We start from the raw sequence: 18,219 nt of genomic DNA, 5'->3' as shown, positions 1-18,219 counted from the left end.
TTTGAGTGCGAGCGGAGGCGCCAAGATTATAGTTTGCTTAAATTTTGAATGATTGTTTCTAATTCTTGTCTTTCGTATATTGGGTTTATTCCATGTCGTACATTTAGTTTACTAGGTTTTAATCCTTTGTTCCAATCTTCTATAATTTTAACTTTTTCAAAGATAATTCTGAGGGGATACTTTACCTCGTGTTCTTTTATTTCGTCTGGCCAGAGAGGGAGGTCTTCTTCTACTATTTTTTTCACACGTGCAAACCCTATAATTCTACTGTAGGGTCTTGTAACATAAAACAATACGTAGTCACCCGATCTTATTCTTTTCCAAATCTTTTCATGTTTTTTCTTTAGTCCCCACTTCATTTCCTTCAACGCAACTTTCCAATTTACTGGCGACCCCGAGAATACCCATCCTGTAGGTATTATTTCCACTAGTTTCGTTTGTGAGGGTGGCAGTCTTTTTCGAATTCCTTTTTGTTTCTTCTTCAATGTTATTTTCTCATCTATTGGGTAAATTAAGAAATAACAGTCGGGATAATGTTTTCTTCTAAAACTATCAAATTCGTCAATGTCTGGATTCTTACTTAGATCAAATTCGTCACCATTCTTATCAATTATCTTTATGTTTGCACCATTCTCTATAAAACATGTTTTCGGCCTCCAATTCCTCCAGTTAAACATTTCAATTGGATTGTTTACAACAGAAAATTTTATTCCTGTTTTCTCGGAAAATTTACTCCAGTTAAGTGCTTCTCTGCAATACAGGTATGTTTTATATGGGATATGATGATCAATTCCCTTTTCAACCGTAATTCCAACACAATCCGAGAAACTTTTATCTTGTTTACAATATTTATTGATTACTTCGATAATATTTTTATACCCATTCCATTGAGGATGTTCATCAAGTTTGTAATCAAAATTTATTTTTGAAGAATCAACCGGTAGCTTTTTTCGTTGTGACCACCAGTATTCAACAGGAGTAGCTCCTTTAAAAGAATAATCAATTTGTATAAACAAATTATTCAACTTGTTTTGTTTGAAAAGATCGAATAAACCTCCTATAAAAGCTTCTGCAACTTTCCAATTCCCAAACAAAATACCATTTGTATCGAATCTTACATTTAATCTTCCAGGTCTTTCTGCAATACATGTTGGAAATGGGAGATCACCTTTCCATTCTTTATTTTTTATTTTATTTTTCTCTATAATGTTTAATTTTCCTTCCTTCTTGATTTCTCCAATATGTTTATCTAATTCTTCAAAAAATTGTAACCAGAATTTTATCGTCGAAATTATCAAGTTATTTTGATCGATTGGGTCTAAAAGAGTTTCTTTATTAGAAAAAATTGGTTCACCCCCAGATATTCTAACCCTCATCAAAGGAAGCTTCATTTTTAGGTGCTTAACAGCTCCTTTACATCCACCATCCTTCTTTTCTTTTTCCTCTGCAATCTTAAGTAGTTCTTCAAATTTTGATAATTTTCTAATTTTACAAGCAAATTGTTCGGCAAGTCTTGTAGGCGAGACATAAGAAATTTCACAATCGTTTTCTTCCGCAGATCTTTTATCAAAAAATTTGTACGCATAGCAGAACCAGCACCTTAAATTACAGCCAAGAGTATCAACGATTATCACATATGGGTATCTTCCTTTGCTTTTACCAAGTTTTCCTAAAATTTCTCTCTGAAATTCTTCACCTAGAAATCTATCTGCAATAAGGGTTATTTTACAATCTTCGCACTTTATTTTACACCTACCTTTTTCTATCTGTATACAAGGGTCATATTTTCTTGCTGAAGATCTCATTACCGGATCCCAAACCACAGCCTTTTTCATCATGGTTAGTTTCCTCAATTAATGAGTTATTTTCATGTTTTTAAATCATTCTATCTAGGCGCCGGAGCGAGCATTTCGTTGAACTTAGTATATACGAACTTCGCTTTTTGGTCTAATTTGGGAAGATATGTGAATTTCATACTATCTCCTTTTCGGCAGGATATACGAACTTTTCAACCATTCCCTCTATCACCTCCCAGCATATCCAGTGGACTTCTTATCCTCCTCAAATCTTTCATTGCTACATGAGTATAAATCTCTGTCGTTTTTGAGCTTTTGTGTCCAAGCAACTCCTGAATGCATCTCAAATCCACTTTCGAGCAGATGGGTGGCGAATGAATGTCATAAAGAGTGAACGGTAGCGTCCTTCTTTATTCCAGCCCTATCCTTTGCTTTTTCAAAGATTGCCTGAACCGTTCTGGTTGATATGTTTTTATCTCTTCTCTGCCCCGGAAAAAGCCATTTTTCCGGCCTGCATCTTTCAATATATTCTTGAAAGTTTCCATCGCAACTTCGGAAAGAATTGTATAGCGATCTTTTCTTCCCTTTCCACCCCTTACCCTGATCAATTTTCTCTTCACATCAACATCTTCAATCCTGAGCCTTACAACCTCTCCAACTCTCAACCCAGCGGAATACATGAACATTAAAATCAGCCTCTGCTTGATGTTGGTAATCGATGACAAAATCATCGAAACCTCCTCCTGACCTAAAACAACAGGCAATCTTTTGTCCTTCTTTGGCCTTCTGATGCTGTAAGCAAATCTCCGCTTCAGCACCTCGCCGTAGTAAAACTTCAGTGCATTTATTGCTATGTTCAGAGTTGAAGCCGAACAGTTCTTCTTCTCTGCCAGATAATACAGGTAATCCCTCACATCTTCATTTGATACCTGGTATGGGCTTTTATTGTAGAACTTCAAAAATTCTTCATTGTAATGCAGGTAGAACTTTACCGTTCTCCTGCTATATTTCCTTGTCACAAGTTCTTTCTTCAGCTCGTAAAGCCAAACTTTATCATTTTACCCTTTCAATCGTATTTACCACCTTCATACCCACAAACACCGCATCTTGGTGAGTTAACCACCGGTAAAAGCATATCTTCGCCGCATTCGTGCTCTTTTGCACATCCATCGCAGAAATAGCAGTTCTCCCCCAGATTATCAACAAAACACTGCATGCAGATCCATCTCGCCTTTTTACCACAACTGCATCTTATGTCGGGCGGTTCGTTCCTTGCAGGAATCCTGACTTTCTCCTCAGTTTTGCCCATTCTCTCTCCTACAATCCTGAGCCTCAGCTCCGTTGAAGAACCAAAGTCGTAGATGTGGTAGAACTCCATTCCCACGCTTAGAACTCTGCTCAGCGGTATATCCGTATCTCTCGCTGATGGGTCCAGATCAAAATCAAAGTACTTGGAATGATAGTTGACACCGTCAATTTCGAAAGCACTCAAATGCCCGCAGCATTCAAGCCATATCTCTCTTAAGAACTTATCAAGGTCTTTAAACTTGGCATCTGCGGGAATTTCGATGTGAAGCCAGTACTCTGGCTGATACAATCCATCAACCACGACGTGGAAAAGCCTTGTATCTCCATTATTCTTCAGGTGCGTTTTCATATGTTTCACCATTCCAGCCTTGCTGAACGTTTTGTTGCAGATGTAACATTTGCCTCGCATGATGCAATGCCCACGATTGTTTTTAATTGATTTTCTTAACGTTAACCTGTTAACTTTACGTTTTATAATGTCATCATAAATTTTCCAGAATTGGTGGTGGATGTGAAATTGAGAAGTGCGTATCCTGCAAACGGTTCAGTGTATAATGTCTCCAAGGTGATTGCCAGAAATGCTGAAGTTGTGCCGGATAAAACAGCCGTGATAGATGCCGGAAAGGAGAGATCGTTTACTTACAAAGAGCTGAATTTAGAAACTAACAAGCTGGCAAACGCCCTGTTAGACTATGTGGAGAAAGGAGATAGAGTATTTGTCCTGATGCAGAATGGGATAGAGACCCTTGAAACAATCCTCGCATGTCTGAAAATAGATGCTGTGTACACACCAGCGAACTTCAGACTTTCCGACAGTGAAATTGAATTTCTCATTAACGATGCTCGGCCAAAAGTTCTGATATACGACGCAGCTTTCAGCGACAAGATTGAGAGGATCAGGCCAAAGAGCATTCAGCTCATCGAAGTGTCGGAGAAGGTTAAGCTCGAAGCTGAAAGCTTTTACGAATTGATAAAAGCCAGTTCGGATGAGGAACCGGAAATTTCAACAGAACCCGATGATTTGAGCATGATACTTTTTACAGCAGGTACAACCGGCAGACCGAAAGGTGTAAAGCATACACACCGGAGCATATTCTTTGCATCTTTGGCAAATCACATGGCAGCCGAACTAACTCCAGATGACGTTTATTATGGCGCTCCACCAATGTTTCATGCCGGAGGCATAACCTGTTTTCAGCTTTCCACACTGATGTTTCAGGGCACGACTGTGCTGAAAGATAGGTGGGAGGCGAAGGAGTCGCTTGAGATCATCAAAAAATACGGTGTAACGTTTCTCTTTGGCATAGCCACGCAGTTCAAAATGATGATTCAGGTTGAGGGATGGGAAAACTATGTTCAATCACTGAGAGCGGTTTGCGGAGGGGGAGAACCTCAACCCAGAGAGTTGAGGGAAGCGTTCATCAGGCTGGGTATAAAGTACTTGGGCGGTTACGGGCTTACAGAGACCGGTGCGACGGGTGTTTGCGGTCCTGCAGTTGGAGCAGACCATCCAATTCTTGAGAAGGGCAGCGAGTGTGTTGGATTACCACCACCGTTTGTTGAGGTTAAAATTGTGGATGAGAGCGGCAATGAGGTTGAGAGAGGGAAGATTGGAGAGATCGTTGTGAGACAGGAGCCAACAGGAGCTGTTGGGTACTGGAACAGGCCGGAAGACGAGAAAAAGAAGTTCAAGGATGGGTGGATTTTCACGGGAGATATCGGGATGATAGATGAGGAGGGGTACATCTACGTAATGGGAAGGGTGGATGACATGATAATAAGCGGTGGGGAGAACATATACCCTGCCGAAATCGAAAAGGCGATCTATTCCCACCCCAAGGTTGCCGATGTTGTTGTTGTGAGGGGTAAACATGAGGTATGGGGGCAAACGCCGAAGGCCATAGTGGTTCCTAAGAGGGGTGAATCACTGACACCAGAGGAGATACAGGAGCACGTTGCAAAAATACTGGGTTCGTTCAAAAAGCCAAGAAAGGTCGTGATAGTTGATGAACTACCTAAGGCTGAAACCGGTAAGATAGACAAGAGAAGAGTAAAGGAACTCTACGAGGAGGTGTAAGTTTTTGTCAGTAGGCATAGTTGATTGGGCGATATACATTCCGGATAATTTCGTTACGGCAGAGGATATTGCGAAGGAAACAATTATCCACGGAATCGATGCAAAAGTGTTGAAAGAAAAGTTCGGAATAATAAGAAAGTGCATCTCTGCCCCCGATGAGCATGTTTCGGATATGTGTGTTAAAGCTGCTAAGATGCTCATCGATAAAACCTCGCTCGATCCGCTCGATATCGACATAATCGTTTACAATGGAAGTCAGTTCACGGACTACTATGTATGGCCGGTAGCTCCGGAGATACAGCACAGAATAGGAGCTGAGAACGCTTGGTGTTATGATCTCCATGCCCTCTGTTTTGCCGGCCCTTTAGCCCTATATCAGGTGAAAACTCTTCTTTTGAGTGACGATGAATGGGAAAATGCACTGGTAGTTTCCGGTACGAAGGAATCCTATCTGATTGATTACAGAGATAGGGATACCAGCTTTATGTGGGATTTTGCAGATGGGGCGAGTGCTGTGTGGCTGAAAAAGGGATACAGGAAAAACAGAGTCCTTTCAGGCTTTTTCGTCACAGACGGTTACTACAACCACGTTTACAACAATTCGGGATCGAAGGGCATTTTGAGTGAGCTGCCAAAAGAAAAGATGCGGTACATCGGTGTTGCAAGCAGCCACAGGGAGAAGATGAGCAAGCCGAGAAAAGGTTACAGGGATTTCAGAGACCTTTCCAAAGCAAATTTTGTTAGAGTAATCAGAGAGTCTGTAAGGAAAAGCGGATATACGGATGAGGACATAGACTACGTGGCTTTGCTACATCTAATACCCTCATTCAGGAGACAGATTCTCAGCGAGCTTGGCCTCAACGAAATGCAGCACTCCTCAAGTCTGGACGAGTATGGCCATCTTCAATCAACAGACTGGGTTCTATCACTGGATCTGGGTGTGAAGCAGGGTAAAGTCAAAAATGGTAGCTTGGTAGTCGCTGTTGGAGCTGGAACGGGTTTCAGCTGGGGAGCTACGGCCATAAAATGGGGGTGACAATGTGCGTGTATTGAGGAGAGATCTGCTGAAAACCTCTTTAACCGTCATCAGCTTCTGGCTTTTTGGTAAAATGCCTGCAGCCAAAGCTTTTGCAAGCAGTTACGTTCACGTGGATACGTGGGGTGTAATTCCTGAAGATGGTAAGTTATATTTTTCATCACCCGTTGGTATCGCAAAAGATAGCTGGGGTAATATTTACGTTTCAGATATGGGGAACTGCAGGATCGTAAAGCTGTCAGCTCAGGGCTCGGCTCTAAACAAATTTGGTGAGCTTGGATCGTCTCCCGGTAAGTTCGACCTACCTTTCGGAGTCGAGGTTGATGGTGCCGGTAGTATAATCGTAACCGATGCCGCAAACAACCGCATCCAGAAGTTCACGAACAACGGCGATTTCATCTGCGAGTTTGGCAGGTTCAGTGCCACACCCGGTAACTTCTTCAGCCCGATGGGGATCGGAATAAACTCGTCAGGTTATTTATATGTTGCAGACGGACTTTTAAATCGGATTCAGGTGTTCGCTCCTGCGGGGTGAATTCATGAAGGTTTTGGGATTGGTCGGAAGTCCGAGAAGTGATTCCAACACGGAATACTTTGTTAAGGTTGCTCTTGACCATCTCGAAGAGAAGGGGTGCGAAGTGGAGATGGTACTGTTGCGGAACAAAAAAATAAATCCGTGCAGGGCTTGCTACAAGTGCTGGGATAGGGGAGAGTGCGTTCAGAGTGGGGATGATTTCAAGGAAGTCTTTGGCAAGATGGTCGAGGCTGACGCTATAATCGCCGCTTCTCCGGTGCATTACGGCTATGCTCATCCGACACTCTGGTCTCTGCTTGTAAGAGCGGGGTTCTCAACCTTCCGGAAAGGGACTTTTTCGAGAAAGATTGGTGGTCCAATAACTGTGGCAAGAAGGGCGGGACATAACACAGCCTTCACCCAACTGCTTTCGTGGTTCTTTATAAACGATTTCATAGTGCCGGGGTCGATTTACTGGAATGTGATGGTTGCGGGAGCTAAGGGAGCGAGAGATGCTGCCAACGATGAGGAGGGTATAATGATCGTCAAACATTTCGCAGAGAACGTGTACTGGCTTCTTGAAAAAACCAGAAGGTGATCGCGTGGAATTCTTTGCTCAAATACTGGTTAACGGTCTTGTCAATTCGGGAATCTACATCATGGTCGCTCTTGGCTTAGCCCTGAGTGTTGGCGTTCTCGGGATACTCAACATCTCTCACGGTAACCTACTTATTTTTACAACTTACCTGACCTACTGGTTCTGGAGAATCTACGGGCTGGATCCACTGGCATCTTTACTCGTGACGGTTCCAACCGGATTCGTTCTCGGTGCTTTGGTATATCGGGGAGTTGTGAAGCACGTGCTCGATGCACCACACATCAACCAGCTAATCCTGACTTTCGGCATTGCCGTCGTTCTCTCAAGCTTGATGGAGCTTTTCTGGTCATCAAACGTCAGGTTCGTCTCAACTGGTTATCAGGCAATATCCCTCTCCCTCGGCATCGCTCAGATCGGCTCGTTGTCTGCCGCAATTCTGCTCGTCGCCTTCTCTGTCTGCCTCTTCCTTCATCTCTTTCTGACAAAGACGAGCATGGGTAAATCGATAAGGGCTGTCAGTCAAAATCCGAAAGGGGCCGCATTGGTGGGGATAGATGTAAACAGAGTTTATCTCGTCACGTTCGGAGTGTCAATAGCTCTCGGATCTTTTGCAGGAGTTTTCTGGCTTTTGGTCGGGTACATAACTCCCTATGTTGGTGACATCTTAACTCTGAAGGCGTTCTGCATAATCGTTGTGGCAGGCTTGGGCAACCTGTATGGGGTGATATGGGCATCTCTACTGCTGGGTCTGAGTGAATCATTTGTCAAAGGGTATTTCGGTCCGGGATGGGCTGATGCCGTCTTCTTCGCCATAATCATGCTTGTTTTAATCTACAGGTCTTTCAGAACGGGGGAAGTAATATGAGGAGTGCTGTAGTGTCAATAATACTGGTTGGCCTTCTTTTGGTATTCCCATTCATCCTCACCTCAACCTACTACCTCGATCTTCTCGTGCTTATATTCATATACGCCTCTCTGGCTTTGAGCTGGGACATTCTGGCGAGAACCGGGCAGATTTCCTTTGCCCATCATGCATTCTTTGGAATTGGAGCGTATGTGTCGGTATTGCTGTATATGAAAGGCTTTGATCCGCTAATCGGAATAATAGCAGGTGGGTTGAGTTCGGGAATGGCAGCGTTCTGCCTCGGTTTGGCCACACTCAGGCTCAGAGGAATGTACTTCGCCATTGCAACCTTGGCTTTTGCGGGCTTTATGCACATAGCCATTCTACAGCTCAGCGATTACACGGGAGGGGCGGGAGGAATAACTCTCGATGAACCCATATTTGGCGGGAATATGTATGCCGCCTACATTCTCGCTCTGACAATTGCCATTGTTACTGTGGTAACATCAGCACTGCTGAACAGGTCGAGGTTGTATTATGCCATGAAGGTCATGGCGAGCAATGAGATTGTGGCAAGGACAGTTGGGATTAATGTAACAAAAACGATATTGCTAATCTTCACGATTTCATCAATATTTCCGGGTTTGATGGGAGCTTTTTACGTCCACTATATTGCATTCGTAAATCCTGAGATAGCGTTTAACGTCGGGATAGCACTTGCAGTTCTCGCAATGGCGGTCTTTGGAGGAATGGGTACAACTTTCGGCCCAGTTCTCGGAGCAGCGATACTCAGAGTTATGGAAGAACAGCTCAGAGTTACGATAACTTACGGGCATATGATCGTGTATGGGCTGATTTTGATAGCGGTGATAGTATTGTTTCCCAGCGGGCTGATGGGATTGTGGGATAGGGTTAGACTGAAACGGCATAACAGGCAGGCTGATCAATATTTATCATAATTTTTAAGTTAGAAACGGGACGTAGATTAACGTTAACCGCTCCAGTTGAGGTGAACAGAAAGGGAAAAAGCAAAAGGTTAATATAAGCTCAATATACTCCTCAAAGGGAAATTAAAGGGGTATCTACAAGTTGAAACAATAACCCGGAGGAATAAACATGATGTCGAGACGTAAATTTCTGATACTAACTGGAGCAGTTGCTGCCGGAGCAATTTTACCTGCACAGATATCCGCAAAGACCCAGTTCGTAGAATCTGCCGAGGAAGTCAGTGCAAAGAGGAGATGGGCAATGAGCATAGACGTTTCCAAATGCACAGAGTGCATGGAGGAGTTCATAGCGAAGACTGGTAATCCAGAGGTAAAACCACCGTGCGTTGTTGCCTGTGACAAGGAGAACAATGTCCCTGAGTTCAAAGATAAGAGGATTGATCCTCAGTGGATAAGGATTGCAAAGCTAAAACTGGACCAGCCCAGCATTAATCCAAGGGAATTTTACATGCCGCTGCTGTGCAATCACTGCGAGTACCCGCCGTGTGTAGAGGTGTGCCCGACACATGCGAGCTTTAAAAGGCCTGATGGGATCGTGGAGATTGACATGCATCGCTGCATAGGATGTCGCTACTGCATGATCGCCTGTCCTTACGGTGCGAGAAGCTTCAACTTTGTTGATCCGAGAAAAGGGTTGAAAGAGATAAATCCAAACGTACCGATGAGAACGGAGGGGGTTGTGGAGAAGTGCACTTTCTGCGTCCACAGAGTTGACGAGGCAGTTGCGAAGGGTGAAAATCCGATCCCTGCCTGTGTTGAGGCTTGCCACAAGTACGGTAAAGGTGCCATGACGTTTGGAAACATAAAGGATCCAGACAGCGAGCTTTCGAAAACATTGAAGGACAATATGCCCGTGCAGCTTAGAGCAAACCTGGGAACAGATCCGCATGTATTCTATTTAAAACTGGGAGGTGAGTAAATGGCTGTCGAATTTAAAAAGATAGAGGGCGACTCTCTGGCGTACTTTGCTCTTGTCATTATTCTGGCCGCCATAACCGCAGCAGGATTCTACGCCTACATCCTTGATCATGAGGTCGGTGGACTCAACGGGTTAAGCAATCGAGTTCCATGGGGGATAGTGAACGCCGGAATCCCGTACTTCATCGGACTTAGTGCCGGTTCGCTGATAGTCTCGGCCTTAGCTGGTGTTTTTAACATTAAAAAGTACAAGGTATTCAGCAGAATTGCTGCATACATGGCTGCGGCGTGGATCATTGCCGCAATACTCAGCATCGCTCTTGATATCGGCAAGCTCTATCATTTCATGAACGCTGTAAGGTACCTCAATCCGACATCAATATTCTCGTGGAACGCATTTCTCTACTCGAGCTACTTTGTGATATGTTCCATCTACCTGCTGGTTCAGTTCGAGGAGATGGAAAGAGCTACAAGATTCATGGCCGGACTCGCAGTTTTCTGGGCAGTTCTCGTCCACAGCGGTACAGGAGCGATTTACGGCTTCATATACTCAAGGGATCTGTATCACTCGGCACTGACAGCACCGATGTTCATAGTCTGCGCCATAACCTCGGGTCTGGGGCTATTGCTGGCAAACTTCTACTTCACCTTCAAGTTCACCAACAGGGAGCTTGATCCAAAGCTGATAAGGGGGCTTGCATTGATATTTGCAGGACTTATGCTCATTCTCGCTTACTTCCTGGCAGTTGAGGGCCTTGAAAAGGGCTACATTCCAGCACTGAAAGGTGCTGTCCACTTCGTATTCCTGAATCCCGCTGATTCAATATTCTGGAGCTTCTGGCTGCTGGTAATACTCGGCATAGCCATACCCGTGCTGATAATACTATGTCCCAAGACCGGCTACGACCTCCGCTGGATCTCAGTAGCTGGAATTCTGCATGCTGCTCTGGTGTTTGCGGAGAGATTCTACCTGATCATTCCCGGACAGGTCTATCCAGAGGAGTATCTGCCGGGATACAAGCTGGAATCACTTCACACCCTGGAGGGATATGTTGTTTCCTACACTCCAACCGCTATCGAGTGGCTTCAGATAATAGGACTGGTTGCCATGGCCTATCTGATTTTCGTGATAGGCGTTAAGATATTCGCACTGATTCCTGAACGGGCAGTGGAGGAGGTGGTCGAGGAATGATTGGAGTTATTTTCGGAGTAATAGTGCCATACATTGCGGTTGCGATATTTGTGGCCGGCGTTATATACAGAATCATCAACTGGGCCAGCAGTGCAGTACCCCTCAAGGTTCCAACAACAGGAGGTCAGCAGAAGTCATTCCCGTTCATAAAGAGGACCATATATGACAGATTCGACTCCCCCTATACAAAATGGGAAACCGCTGGAAGAATGCTTCTTGAGATATTCTTTTTCAGAAGTTTGTTGAAGAATACCCGATACTACCTGGACAGAACTTCTCAGAAAGATGCAAGATGGCTGTGGCTTTTTGGAATCATGTTCCACTACTCACTCCTGCTTGTCCTCATAAGGCACTCCAGATTCTTCCTCGAGCCAGTTCCGAGCTTCGTGGAGACACTCAGTAATATCGAAGCATTTAAAGGTGTATTCATTCCCTCAGTGTACATCTCAGGTCTGGTAATAGTAGTGGCACTTTTCCTGCTATGGCTCAGAAGGATTTTCCTGTCCAGGGAAAGAACACTGAGCCTTCCAAGTGACCACTTTGTGCTAATACTCCTTCTGGCAATAACGATCAGCGGCAACATAATGAGGTACTTTATCAAGGCAGACCTTTACGAGGTTAAGGAGCTGCTGACAAACCTCATGATCTTCAACATAGGGAAGGCGATTGAGGTTGCAAACAACATCGAACCGATATTTTACATACACTTTGGCCTTGCTTGCTTCCTCCTTGCTTACTTCCCGTTCAGCAAACTGATGCACGCAGGAGGTGTGCTGTTCACCCCGACAAGAAACATGCCCAATGACAACAGAGCAAGAAGACACGTCAACCCATGGGATCCCGCTGATGTTCCGCTGCTTTCAAAGGGGATAACCGTGGCAGGAATGACGTTCAAGTCCAAGAAACTCGACTGGGATACATACCACGAAATGTACGCAGACCAGCTTGAGGAGATTGAAGAGGCAGATTTCAAGATAGTTCCCGAGGAATTGTGAGGTGGTATGATGGAAGAGGCACCAGAAAGATTGGAAATCAGACAGAGATTCCCCAGCTGGAGAGAAATGCTCAAACCGGTAAAGAAGTTTGAAGAGGGCAGAGTAAGCTATCTATCATTGCCAAAGCAGGTCAATTCCGAGTTTTTCAAAATGCCTTTTGGAGATGTCGAAAGAGATCTTGATGATCTCAAGCTCCCTGAAAACTGGAAAGAAATATTTCTGGATGCAATGAAAGATACTCTGGAAAAGAACAGAGCTTTTAAGGTATTCATGGATATCTGCGTGAGATGTGGAGCCTGTGCGGACAAATGCCACTACTACATCGGGACTGGAGACCCCAAGAACATGCCTGTAGGCAGGGCAGAACTGATCAGATCCGTGTATCGCCGCTATTTCACCCCCGCAGGTAAAATATTCGGAGAGCTGGCAGGAGCCAGAGAGCTTACTGAAGACGTTCTGAAGGAACTGTATTACTATGCCTACCAGTGCTCACTCTGCAGGAGATGCAGTGTTTTCTGCCCCTACGGCATTGATACCGCCGAAATCGTATGGTGGCTCAGGAGGATGCTGAGCAGGGTCGGGCTGAATCAGAGATTTATGACGATATCAATCGAGGCGTCATCAAGAACTGGCAACCATCTCGGCCTGCTGCCGGGAGGTATGTATGGTTCAATACAGCAGGGACTTGAGGAGCTCAAGGACATCACCGGCTTTGACCTTCACACGTACATCAACAAGAAGGGGGCAGATGTGCTCTTTGTTGCTCCTTCTGCGGATTACTTCGCCACCCCACACTGGTACGTCATGCTCGGTTATCTGCTTCTCTTCAACGAGCTTGAGGAGAGGTACGGCCTGACAATTACGTGGTCAACCTACGCAGGCGAGGGAGGTAACTTTGGAAGCTTTCACAGCTACGAGGCCGCACAGCTTCTCAACTCGAAGCTGTATAAGGAGGCGGAAAGACTGGGTGTTAGTTTCATAATAGGCGGTGAGTGCGGGCACATGTGGAGAGACAAACACCAGTTCATCAACACCATGAACCAGCCACCAAAGAACGAGGAGTGGAAGAGGTTCTGGGAGAACCCTGATCTCGGGGAGCTGGCTGAAGGCCTGAGAGGTATCAGATTCGATAGCTACGCCTCAGGAGAGCATGGATGGATTCACATACTCGAATTCGTTGCCGCACTGATTGAACACAAAAAGATAAAGGTAGACAAGAGCAGAAATGACCAGTGGATTGCCACCTACCACGATCCGTGCAATATAGCAAGGGGTATGGGGCTTATTGAGGAGCCAAGATACGTGCTGAGGAACGTGATGAACAACTTCTACGACATGCCGGAGCACACAATTAAGGACAAGACCTACTGCTGCGGTGCCGGTGGAGGTCTGCTGGCAGATGAGCTCATGGATCTGAGGATGAGAGGTGTGATGCCGAGAATGATGGCAGTTAGGCACGTCTACAAGAAATACGGTGTGAACATACTGCTGACGCCATGTGCAATTGACAAAGCACAGTTCCCGCATGCTCTCGAATACTGGAAGATCCCAGTTGAAGTCGGAGGACCAATGGAGATGGTTGGAAATGCTCTCGTACTGACGGCATTTGGTGAGAAGCCGGAGGACAGACAGTACGACCTTAGAGGTGAACCGTTAAAGAAGGAGGAGGGGGAGTGAAATGTACCACAAGCAATATGTGATTCCTCTGATACTGATCTTCCTCTTGGGATTCTTCACACCATACTGGTACAACGCAATGGCGGGAAAACTCGGATACACTCCATCACTGAAAGAGCCATCAGGCGAGTGTGTTGAAAACAAAGACTGGATGGCAGCGAATCACATGCTGCTGCTTCAGCAGTGGAGAACACAGGCGATAAGGTACGGAGCCGAAGGTGGAAGGATATACCACAGCTTCACGAATGGAAAAGAGTACCATGCATCCATCAATACCTGCTGGAGCTGCCATACAGACAAGACACAGTTCTGCGATCAGTGCCACAATTACGTGGGCATCCAGCCGGAGTGCTGGGATTGTCACTACACCCCAAGCATTGAAAAGCCAAAGTACACAGGTGTGAATGAACTGAGCAAATACTTCTCCTAATTTTTCTTTTTGTAAAGCTCTTTTCTTCTTGCTTCAAGCAGGTCTTCTTTCACCCCCGCCATTTCCGCTGCAGACAAGACTTCTACCCCCACCTGCCTGCCGAATTCAAAAACTTCGACCATTCGTTCCCTCCAGCGAAGGTCCCTTGTCAGGTGATGGTCGAGAACAAGTTTCCTCACACTGCTTCTCTCGATCAGGGTTTTCAGATTCTCCACACTGCTATGAAATGACTTTTGCGAAAAACGGTATCCGAGCATGTAGGTCATGGGACCGTCAACTATGACGGTTTCAGCATTTTTCTCAAGCATGAAATCAAGCTGCTCCTCTCTGTTGGGCCCCTCAACATCGGACGAGAAGAGAAAACTCTCCCTGCCATCATCAACATACACCTCGACAACAAATCCGAGCCTGCTGTCCGCTCCATGAAATACCGGCTTTGAGAACTCCAAAAGAGTTTCACCAACTGAGTAGTTTTTCCCGTCACAAAATTCTACCTCTACATCCAGATTTTTGAGCTGCTCAAGGAAGTATGCCGCCCTTCCCATCTGGCTTCTGTTTATCTTTTCCTTCGGATGTTTGATGAGAAGTTTTTTACCGTTGAGAACCTCAACATCATTCGGATCGTGATGATCGTAGTGGTAGTGTGTGATCACCACCAGGTCGCTTTCTGCCAGAAATCTCCTGATCTCATCCCATTTCTGATTCATTCTCTCAATTTCAACCCTGTGTGGTGGCAGGCTGTACCTTTTTGGAGCGAGACTGACACCCGGATCGATGAGGACTGTCACATCTGATGTTCTGACAAACGTGGCCATGCTCCTGACGCCCATCGAGTCGTAAGCTACAGGCACAACCTCCATAAACCAAGTTTTAGAGAAACAATAAAAAACTTAGCGCCAAATATCTCTGTGATCAGAGCAGAACTGCATGCACATTCAACCATCAGTGACGGGAGAGACAGTGTGAAAAAGTTACTCTCAGTAGCGGTATCGAAGAAAATAGATCTGATCTCAATAACCGACCATGATACCGTTCAGGGATCTCTTGAAGCGATGGATATTGTTGAAGAGGAGCATCTGCCAGTAAAAGTTCTACCAGGATGTGAGGTAACGTCCTCTTCCGGTCACGTTCTCGCCTACGGAATTTTAAACGACATTGATCCAAAGATGAGCATGGAAGAAACATGCAAAGCTGTCAGAGAAGCTGGAGGTGTCTGTTTTCTTGCCCACCCATTTGACTTCATCAGGGGAGGCAGTATCAGAACCGGTGATTTCAGAGTGGTGGATGGCGTGGAGAGCTTCAATGCAAAGAGTTACTTCAACTTTATTGCGAAAAGATACGCAAGAAAGTTCTCAAAACCCGAGATTGCCGGCAGCGATGCACACTCAGCCAGATCCGTTGGTTTGGCCATTACACTGTTACCCCAAAATGTGGATGCGCTGAAAGGATTATTTCTCGCAAAATACGATGGAAAGAGAGTATCTATCAGGGAGAGATTAGCCTTTCTGCTATTTCAACTAAATCGACGACTTTGATTTTACCGCCGAGCTTTTCTGCCGATTTGGAGAGGTGGTATTCGCAAAACGGACAGCACGTTATCAGGTAGTCAGCTCCCGTTTCCATCGCTTCTAAAACTCTCTGTCTTCCGATTTCAAATGATACTTCTCCAAACTGACTTCTCAGACCGCCTCCAGCCCCGCAGCATAGAGACCTTTCCCTGTTTCTCTCCATCTCCACGAAGTCCACACCCAGCTTTCTGATAACATTCCTAGGCTCTTCATACATTCCCATATGCCTTCCCAGATGACACGGATCATGGTACGTGCCCTTGATCCCGATCTTCTTGAAGTTCCCCTCCTTATTCAGAATTGAAACCGTATGAACAACTTCAATATTAAACTCGTAACCCTTCTTTTCAGCTATCTTCGGATAGTCCAGAGAAATTGTCCTGTAACATCCTGGACAGGAGGTTATGATCCTCTCTATCCCATTTTTCTCCCAGTACCGGTAATTTTTTTCAAACAGTTTTTCCACAATATCTCTCTGCCCGGTTCTCAAAAAAGGTGACCCGCAGCAGTATTCGTTTTTTCCAGCAACAGTGAATTCAATTCCAAGCTTGTTAAGGGCATTTGCCGTTGATTTTGCAAGGTTTTGCAGTCTGAAACTCGCTGTGCATCCAGCGAAGTAAAGTGTTTTTGCAGGCCTTACCTCGAATTCAACCCATTCTCCTCTTCTCTCCTGGTCGCCGCTGTATGGGTTGAAGTTCCTGTACGTTATTTCCTTCAGCTTTCGGTGAACGGATAGTGGAGCATATCCCTGCTGGGTAAGGAGATATCTCAGATCCTCCCAGAAGTCGATCAGTGGGAGGTCAACAGGACATACTTCTTCACATAGACCGCAGACCGAACATTTGAAAATATCCTTAACGATTCTCGAATCCAGACTGATGTTCCCGTTCAGAAAATCGAGAGCAACCTGTATCTTGCCTCTCGGCGAAACAGATTCCCATCCCACTATTCTGTAAGTCGGGCAAACACTGCAGTACCCGCATTTACTGCATTTTAATGCGATTTCTCTGATGTTCATAATATCAACTCCGCGACCCTGATCAATCTTGAAAATGAATTGGCCTGTATGGCCTTTCCGGGATTCAGCAGATTATGCGGGTCGATACGTTTCTTGTATTCCCTGACTTCATCATCAGCGAGTCCCTTATGGGGGAAAAGCAGTCCCGATGCATAAGTTCTTCCCCCATACCTTTCTGCAACCTTGATGAACTTCAAGGCTTTTAAAGCAGCGCTGTAATATCCTTCAACGGGAACAATTCCGAGAACAACCGCCTCATTTCTGGTAAATATTACCTTAACAGGGATTCTACCGGCTTGTTCAATAAAGTCAGCAACGGAATCATAGGGAAGAACCGCCTCTGTGAAAATTATCTCGCTCTTCCTTGCAGCCCTGAATAGATCGAACCTGCTCTCCCACATCTTACTGCCAAGGTATCCGTCTCCCTCCTGGATCGGATCTCCCTCGTAGGACAGAAGCAGAACATCATCCTCGCTGCAGCCCAGCATCCTGCCGAGTTCGGAGTTGATGAAGGTCGCATGATAGGCTCCATCCAGAAGTTCCAGAGTTTTTTCAAAATTTGTCTTCACCGCAACGCTTCTTATCTCAAAATTTTTTCTCAGACTCAGACAGGCACGAACTATAAGACCGGTAGATCCGAAAAGACCCACAAAGTTTTTCAGCTCATTTTTCCGAACCTTCCTGATTCCCTCAAAGTCTGCGACTTCAAGCCACTCTAAATTCTCCAGTATACCGCCGTACTTTAAGCTACCAATACCATATCCACCCTGTGCTATCCAGCCACCTATCGTGGAGGATGGAGCACTTGAAGGATAGACTCTCAGCGCCAGACCGACCTTGTTGAGTTCTTTCTCAACATCAAGCCATACTGCTCCGCTTTCGACCACGGCACGATTGTTTTCAATCTCCAGCTTATTCATTCTGGTAAAATCCACCACAATGCACTGTTTTAAGACAGTAGCTCCACCATACGCAGATGTTGCCGCTCCCCTGGGTACAATGGGAATTTTATGCTTCCTGGCGAAATCTAAAACCGATACGACCTCCTTTTCACTTTCCGGCTGAACAACGCATACGGGAATTTTAACTAATCTCTTCAGGACTGGCGGAATCTTCAATAAATCCTGAGAGTAAAGTTTTCTCTGGACAGGATGAAGGTCAAATCTTTTAATAGAATGTGATAATTCCATTTTTAATGAATCCATAATGGGCGTAGGCCTACAACCTAAAAAATTTTGTGA

The 18,219-nt window shown here is 45.2% G+C and carries 18 protein-coding genes and 1 pseudogene; 12 read left to right on the top strand and 7 right to left on the bottom strand.

The features are described from left to right. Positions 1 to 26 precede the first annotated feature (26 nt). The 4 genes and pseudogenes from JFQ59_RS00705 to JFQ59_RS00690 all read right to left on the bottom strand — a co-directional run bounded on the left by JFQ59_RS00705 (position 27) and on the right by JFQ59_RS00690 (position 3,513). Positions 27 to 1,838 carry an EVE domain-containing protein gene (locus JFQ59_RS00705; protein ID WP_202318470.1) on the bottom strand — a complete coding sequence of 604 codons (1,812 nt, stop codon included), beginning with the start codon at positions 1,836 to 1,838 and terminating at the stop codon, positions 27 to 29. A gap of 170 nt (positions 1,839 to 2,008) precedes the next feature. Then, entirely contained in the window at positions 2,009 to 2,149 is a 141-nt protein-coding gene (locus tag JFQ59_RS12720; protein WP_202318469.1) for a tyrosine-type recombinase/integrase, read from the bottom strand. Positions 2,150 to 2,177: 28 nt separating this feature from the next. After that, positions 2,178 to 2,830: pseudogene (locus JFQ59_RS00695) on the bottom strand (tyrosine-type recombinase/integrase). A 32-nt stretch (positions 2,831 to 2,862) separates the two neighbouring features. Then, positions 2,863 to 3,513 (bottom strand): IS1096 element passenger TnpR family protein, encoded by a 651-nt coding sequence (locus tag JFQ59_RS00690; RefSeq protein ID WP_202318467.1) that lies wholly within the window; start codon positions 3,511 to 3,513, stop codon positions 2,863 to 2,865. A gap of 93 nt (positions 3,514 to 3,606) precedes the next feature. Here JFQ59_RS00690 and JFQ59_RS00685 point away from each other — a divergent pair, with 93 nt between their 5' ends. From JFQ59_RS00685 to dsrJ, 11 genes are all read left to right on the top strand, one after another. Next, positions 3,607 to 5,181: a class I adenylate-forming enzyme family protein gene (locus JFQ59_RS00685; RefSeq protein WP_330999817.1), complete on the top strand. Its 1,575-nt coding sequence runs from the start codon at positions 3,607 to 3,609 to the stop codon at positions 5,179 to 5,181. 4 nt (positions 5,182 to 5,185) lie between these two features. Continuing rightward, positions 5,186 to 6,217, top strand: a complete 1,032-nt coding sequence (locus JFQ59_RS00680) for a 3-oxoacyl-ACP synthase (protein WP_202318465.1) — start codon at positions 5,186 to 5,188, stop codon at positions 6,215 to 6,217. Positions 6,218 to 6,221: 4 nt separating this feature from the next. Beyond that, positions 6,222 to 6,752: an NHL repeat-containing protein gene (locus JFQ59_RS00675; protein ID WP_202318464.1), complete on the top strand. Its 531-nt coding sequence runs from the start codon at positions 6,222 to 6,224 to the stop codon at positions 6,750 to 6,752. Positions 6,753 to 6,756: 4 nt separating this feature from the next. Then, positions 6,757 to 7,329: a flavodoxin family protein gene (locus tag JFQ59_RS00670; protein WP_202318463.1), complete on the top strand. Its 573-nt coding sequence runs from the start codon at positions 6,757 to 6,759 to the stop codon at positions 7,327 to 7,329. Positions 7,330 to 7,333: 4 nt separating this feature from the next. Beyond that, positions 7,334 to 8,194: a branched-chain amino acid ABC transporter permease gene (locus tag JFQ59_RS00665; protein WP_202318462.1), complete on the top strand. Its 861-nt coding sequence runs from the start codon at positions 7,334 to 7,336 to the stop codon at positions 8,192 to 8,194. Next, on the top strand, positions 8,191 to 9,132 hold the full coding sequence (locus JFQ59_RS00660; RefSeq protein WP_202318461.1) for a branched-chain amino acid ABC transporter permease: 942 nt from the start codon (positions 8,191 to 8,193) through the stop codon (positions 9,130 to 9,132). Before JFQ59_RS00665 ends, JFQ59_RS00660 begins: the two co-directional genes overlap by 4 nt. A gap of 157 nt (positions 9,133 to 9,289) precedes the next feature. Continuing rightward, positions 9,290 to 10,099 carry a sulfate reduction electron transfer complex DsrMKJOP subunit DsrO gene (gene dsrO / locus JFQ59_RS00655; protein ID WP_202318460.1) on the top strand — a complete coding sequence of 270 codons (810 nt, stop codon included), beginning with the start codon at positions 9,290 to 9,292 and terminating at the stop codon, positions 10,097 to 10,099. After that, positions 10,100 to 11,290, top strand: a complete 1,191-nt coding sequence (gene nrfD, locus JFQ59_RS00650; RefSeq protein WP_202318459.1) for an NrfD/PsrC family molybdoenzyme membrane anchor subunit — start codon at positions 10,100 to 10,102, stop codon at positions 11,288 to 11,290. Beyond that, a complete protein-coding gene (dsrM, locus tag JFQ59_RS00645; RefSeq protein ID WP_202318458.1) occupies positions 11,287 to 12,285 on the top strand; it encodes a sulfate reduction electron transfer complex DsrMKJOP subunit DsrM in 999 nt (332 codons plus the stop codon). Before nrfD ends, dsrM begins: the two co-directional genes overlap by 4 nt. Before the next feature lie 9 nt (positions 12,286 to 12,294). Further along, a complete protein-coding gene (gene dsrK / locus JFQ59_RS00640; RefSeq protein WP_202318569.1) occupies positions 12,295 to 13,962 on the top strand; it encodes a sulfate reduction electron transfer complex DsrMKJOP subunit DsrK in 1,668 nt (555 codons plus the stop codon). A 1-nt stretch (position 13,963) separates the two neighbouring features. After that, positions 13,964 to 14,392: a sulfate reduction electron transfer complex DsrMKJOP subunit DsrJ gene (gene dsrJ, locus JFQ59_RS00635; RefSeq protein ID WP_202318457.1), complete on the top strand. Its 429-nt coding sequence runs from the start codon at positions 13,964 to 13,966 to the stop codon at positions 14,390 to 14,392. Here the strand turns inward: dsrJ and JFQ59_RS00630 are convergent. Beyond that, positions 14,389 to 15,252 (bottom strand): MBL fold metallo-hydrolase, encoded by an 864-nt coding sequence (locus tag JFQ59_RS00630; protein ID WP_202318456.1) that lies wholly within the window; start codon positions 15,250 to 15,252, stop codon positions 14,389 to 14,391. The genes dsrJ and JFQ59_RS00630 overlap by 4 nt on opposite strands. Positions 15,253 to 15,300: 48 nt before the next feature. Between JFQ59_RS00630 and JFQ59_RS00625 the strand changes: the two genes are divergently transcribed. Continuing rightward, positions 15,301 to 15,927 (top strand): PHP domain-containing protein, encoded by a 627-nt coding sequence (locus JFQ59_RS00625; protein WP_202318455.1) that lies wholly within the window; start codon positions 15,301 to 15,303, stop codon positions 15,925 to 15,927. On the opposite strand, the gene JFQ59_RS00620 is transcribed toward JFQ59_RS00625, so the two are convergent. Together JFQ59_RS00620 and JFQ59_RS00615 are read right to left on the bottom strand one after the other, a co-directional pair. Further along, complete coding sequence (locus JFQ59_RS00620) at positions 15,878 to 16,978, bottom strand: (Fe-S)-binding protein (RefSeq protein WP_202318454.1); 1,101 nt, start codon at positions 16,976 to 16,978, stop codon at positions 15,878 to 15,880. The genes JFQ59_RS00625 and JFQ59_RS00620 overlap by 50 nt on opposite strands. After that, the gene (locus JFQ59_RS00615; RefSeq protein WP_202318453.1) at positions 16,975 to 18,183 is read right to left on the bottom strand and encodes an FAD-binding oxidoreductase; all 1,209 of its coding nucleotides are present in this window, start codon (positions 18,181 to 18,183) and stop codon (positions 16,975 to 16,977) included. The genes JFQ59_RS00620 and JFQ59_RS00615 overlap by 4 nt, the downstream gene beginning before the upstream one ends. Positions 18,184 to 18,219: the final 36 nt, after the last annotated feature.

It is taken from the genome of Archaeoglobus neptunius (assembly GCF_016757965.1).
GTDB lineage: Archaea > Halobacteriota > Archaeoglobi > Archaeoglobales > Archaeoglobaceae > Archaeoglobus > Archaeoglobus neptunius.
This window is presented reverse-complemented; position numbering and strand designations above follow the sequence as displayed.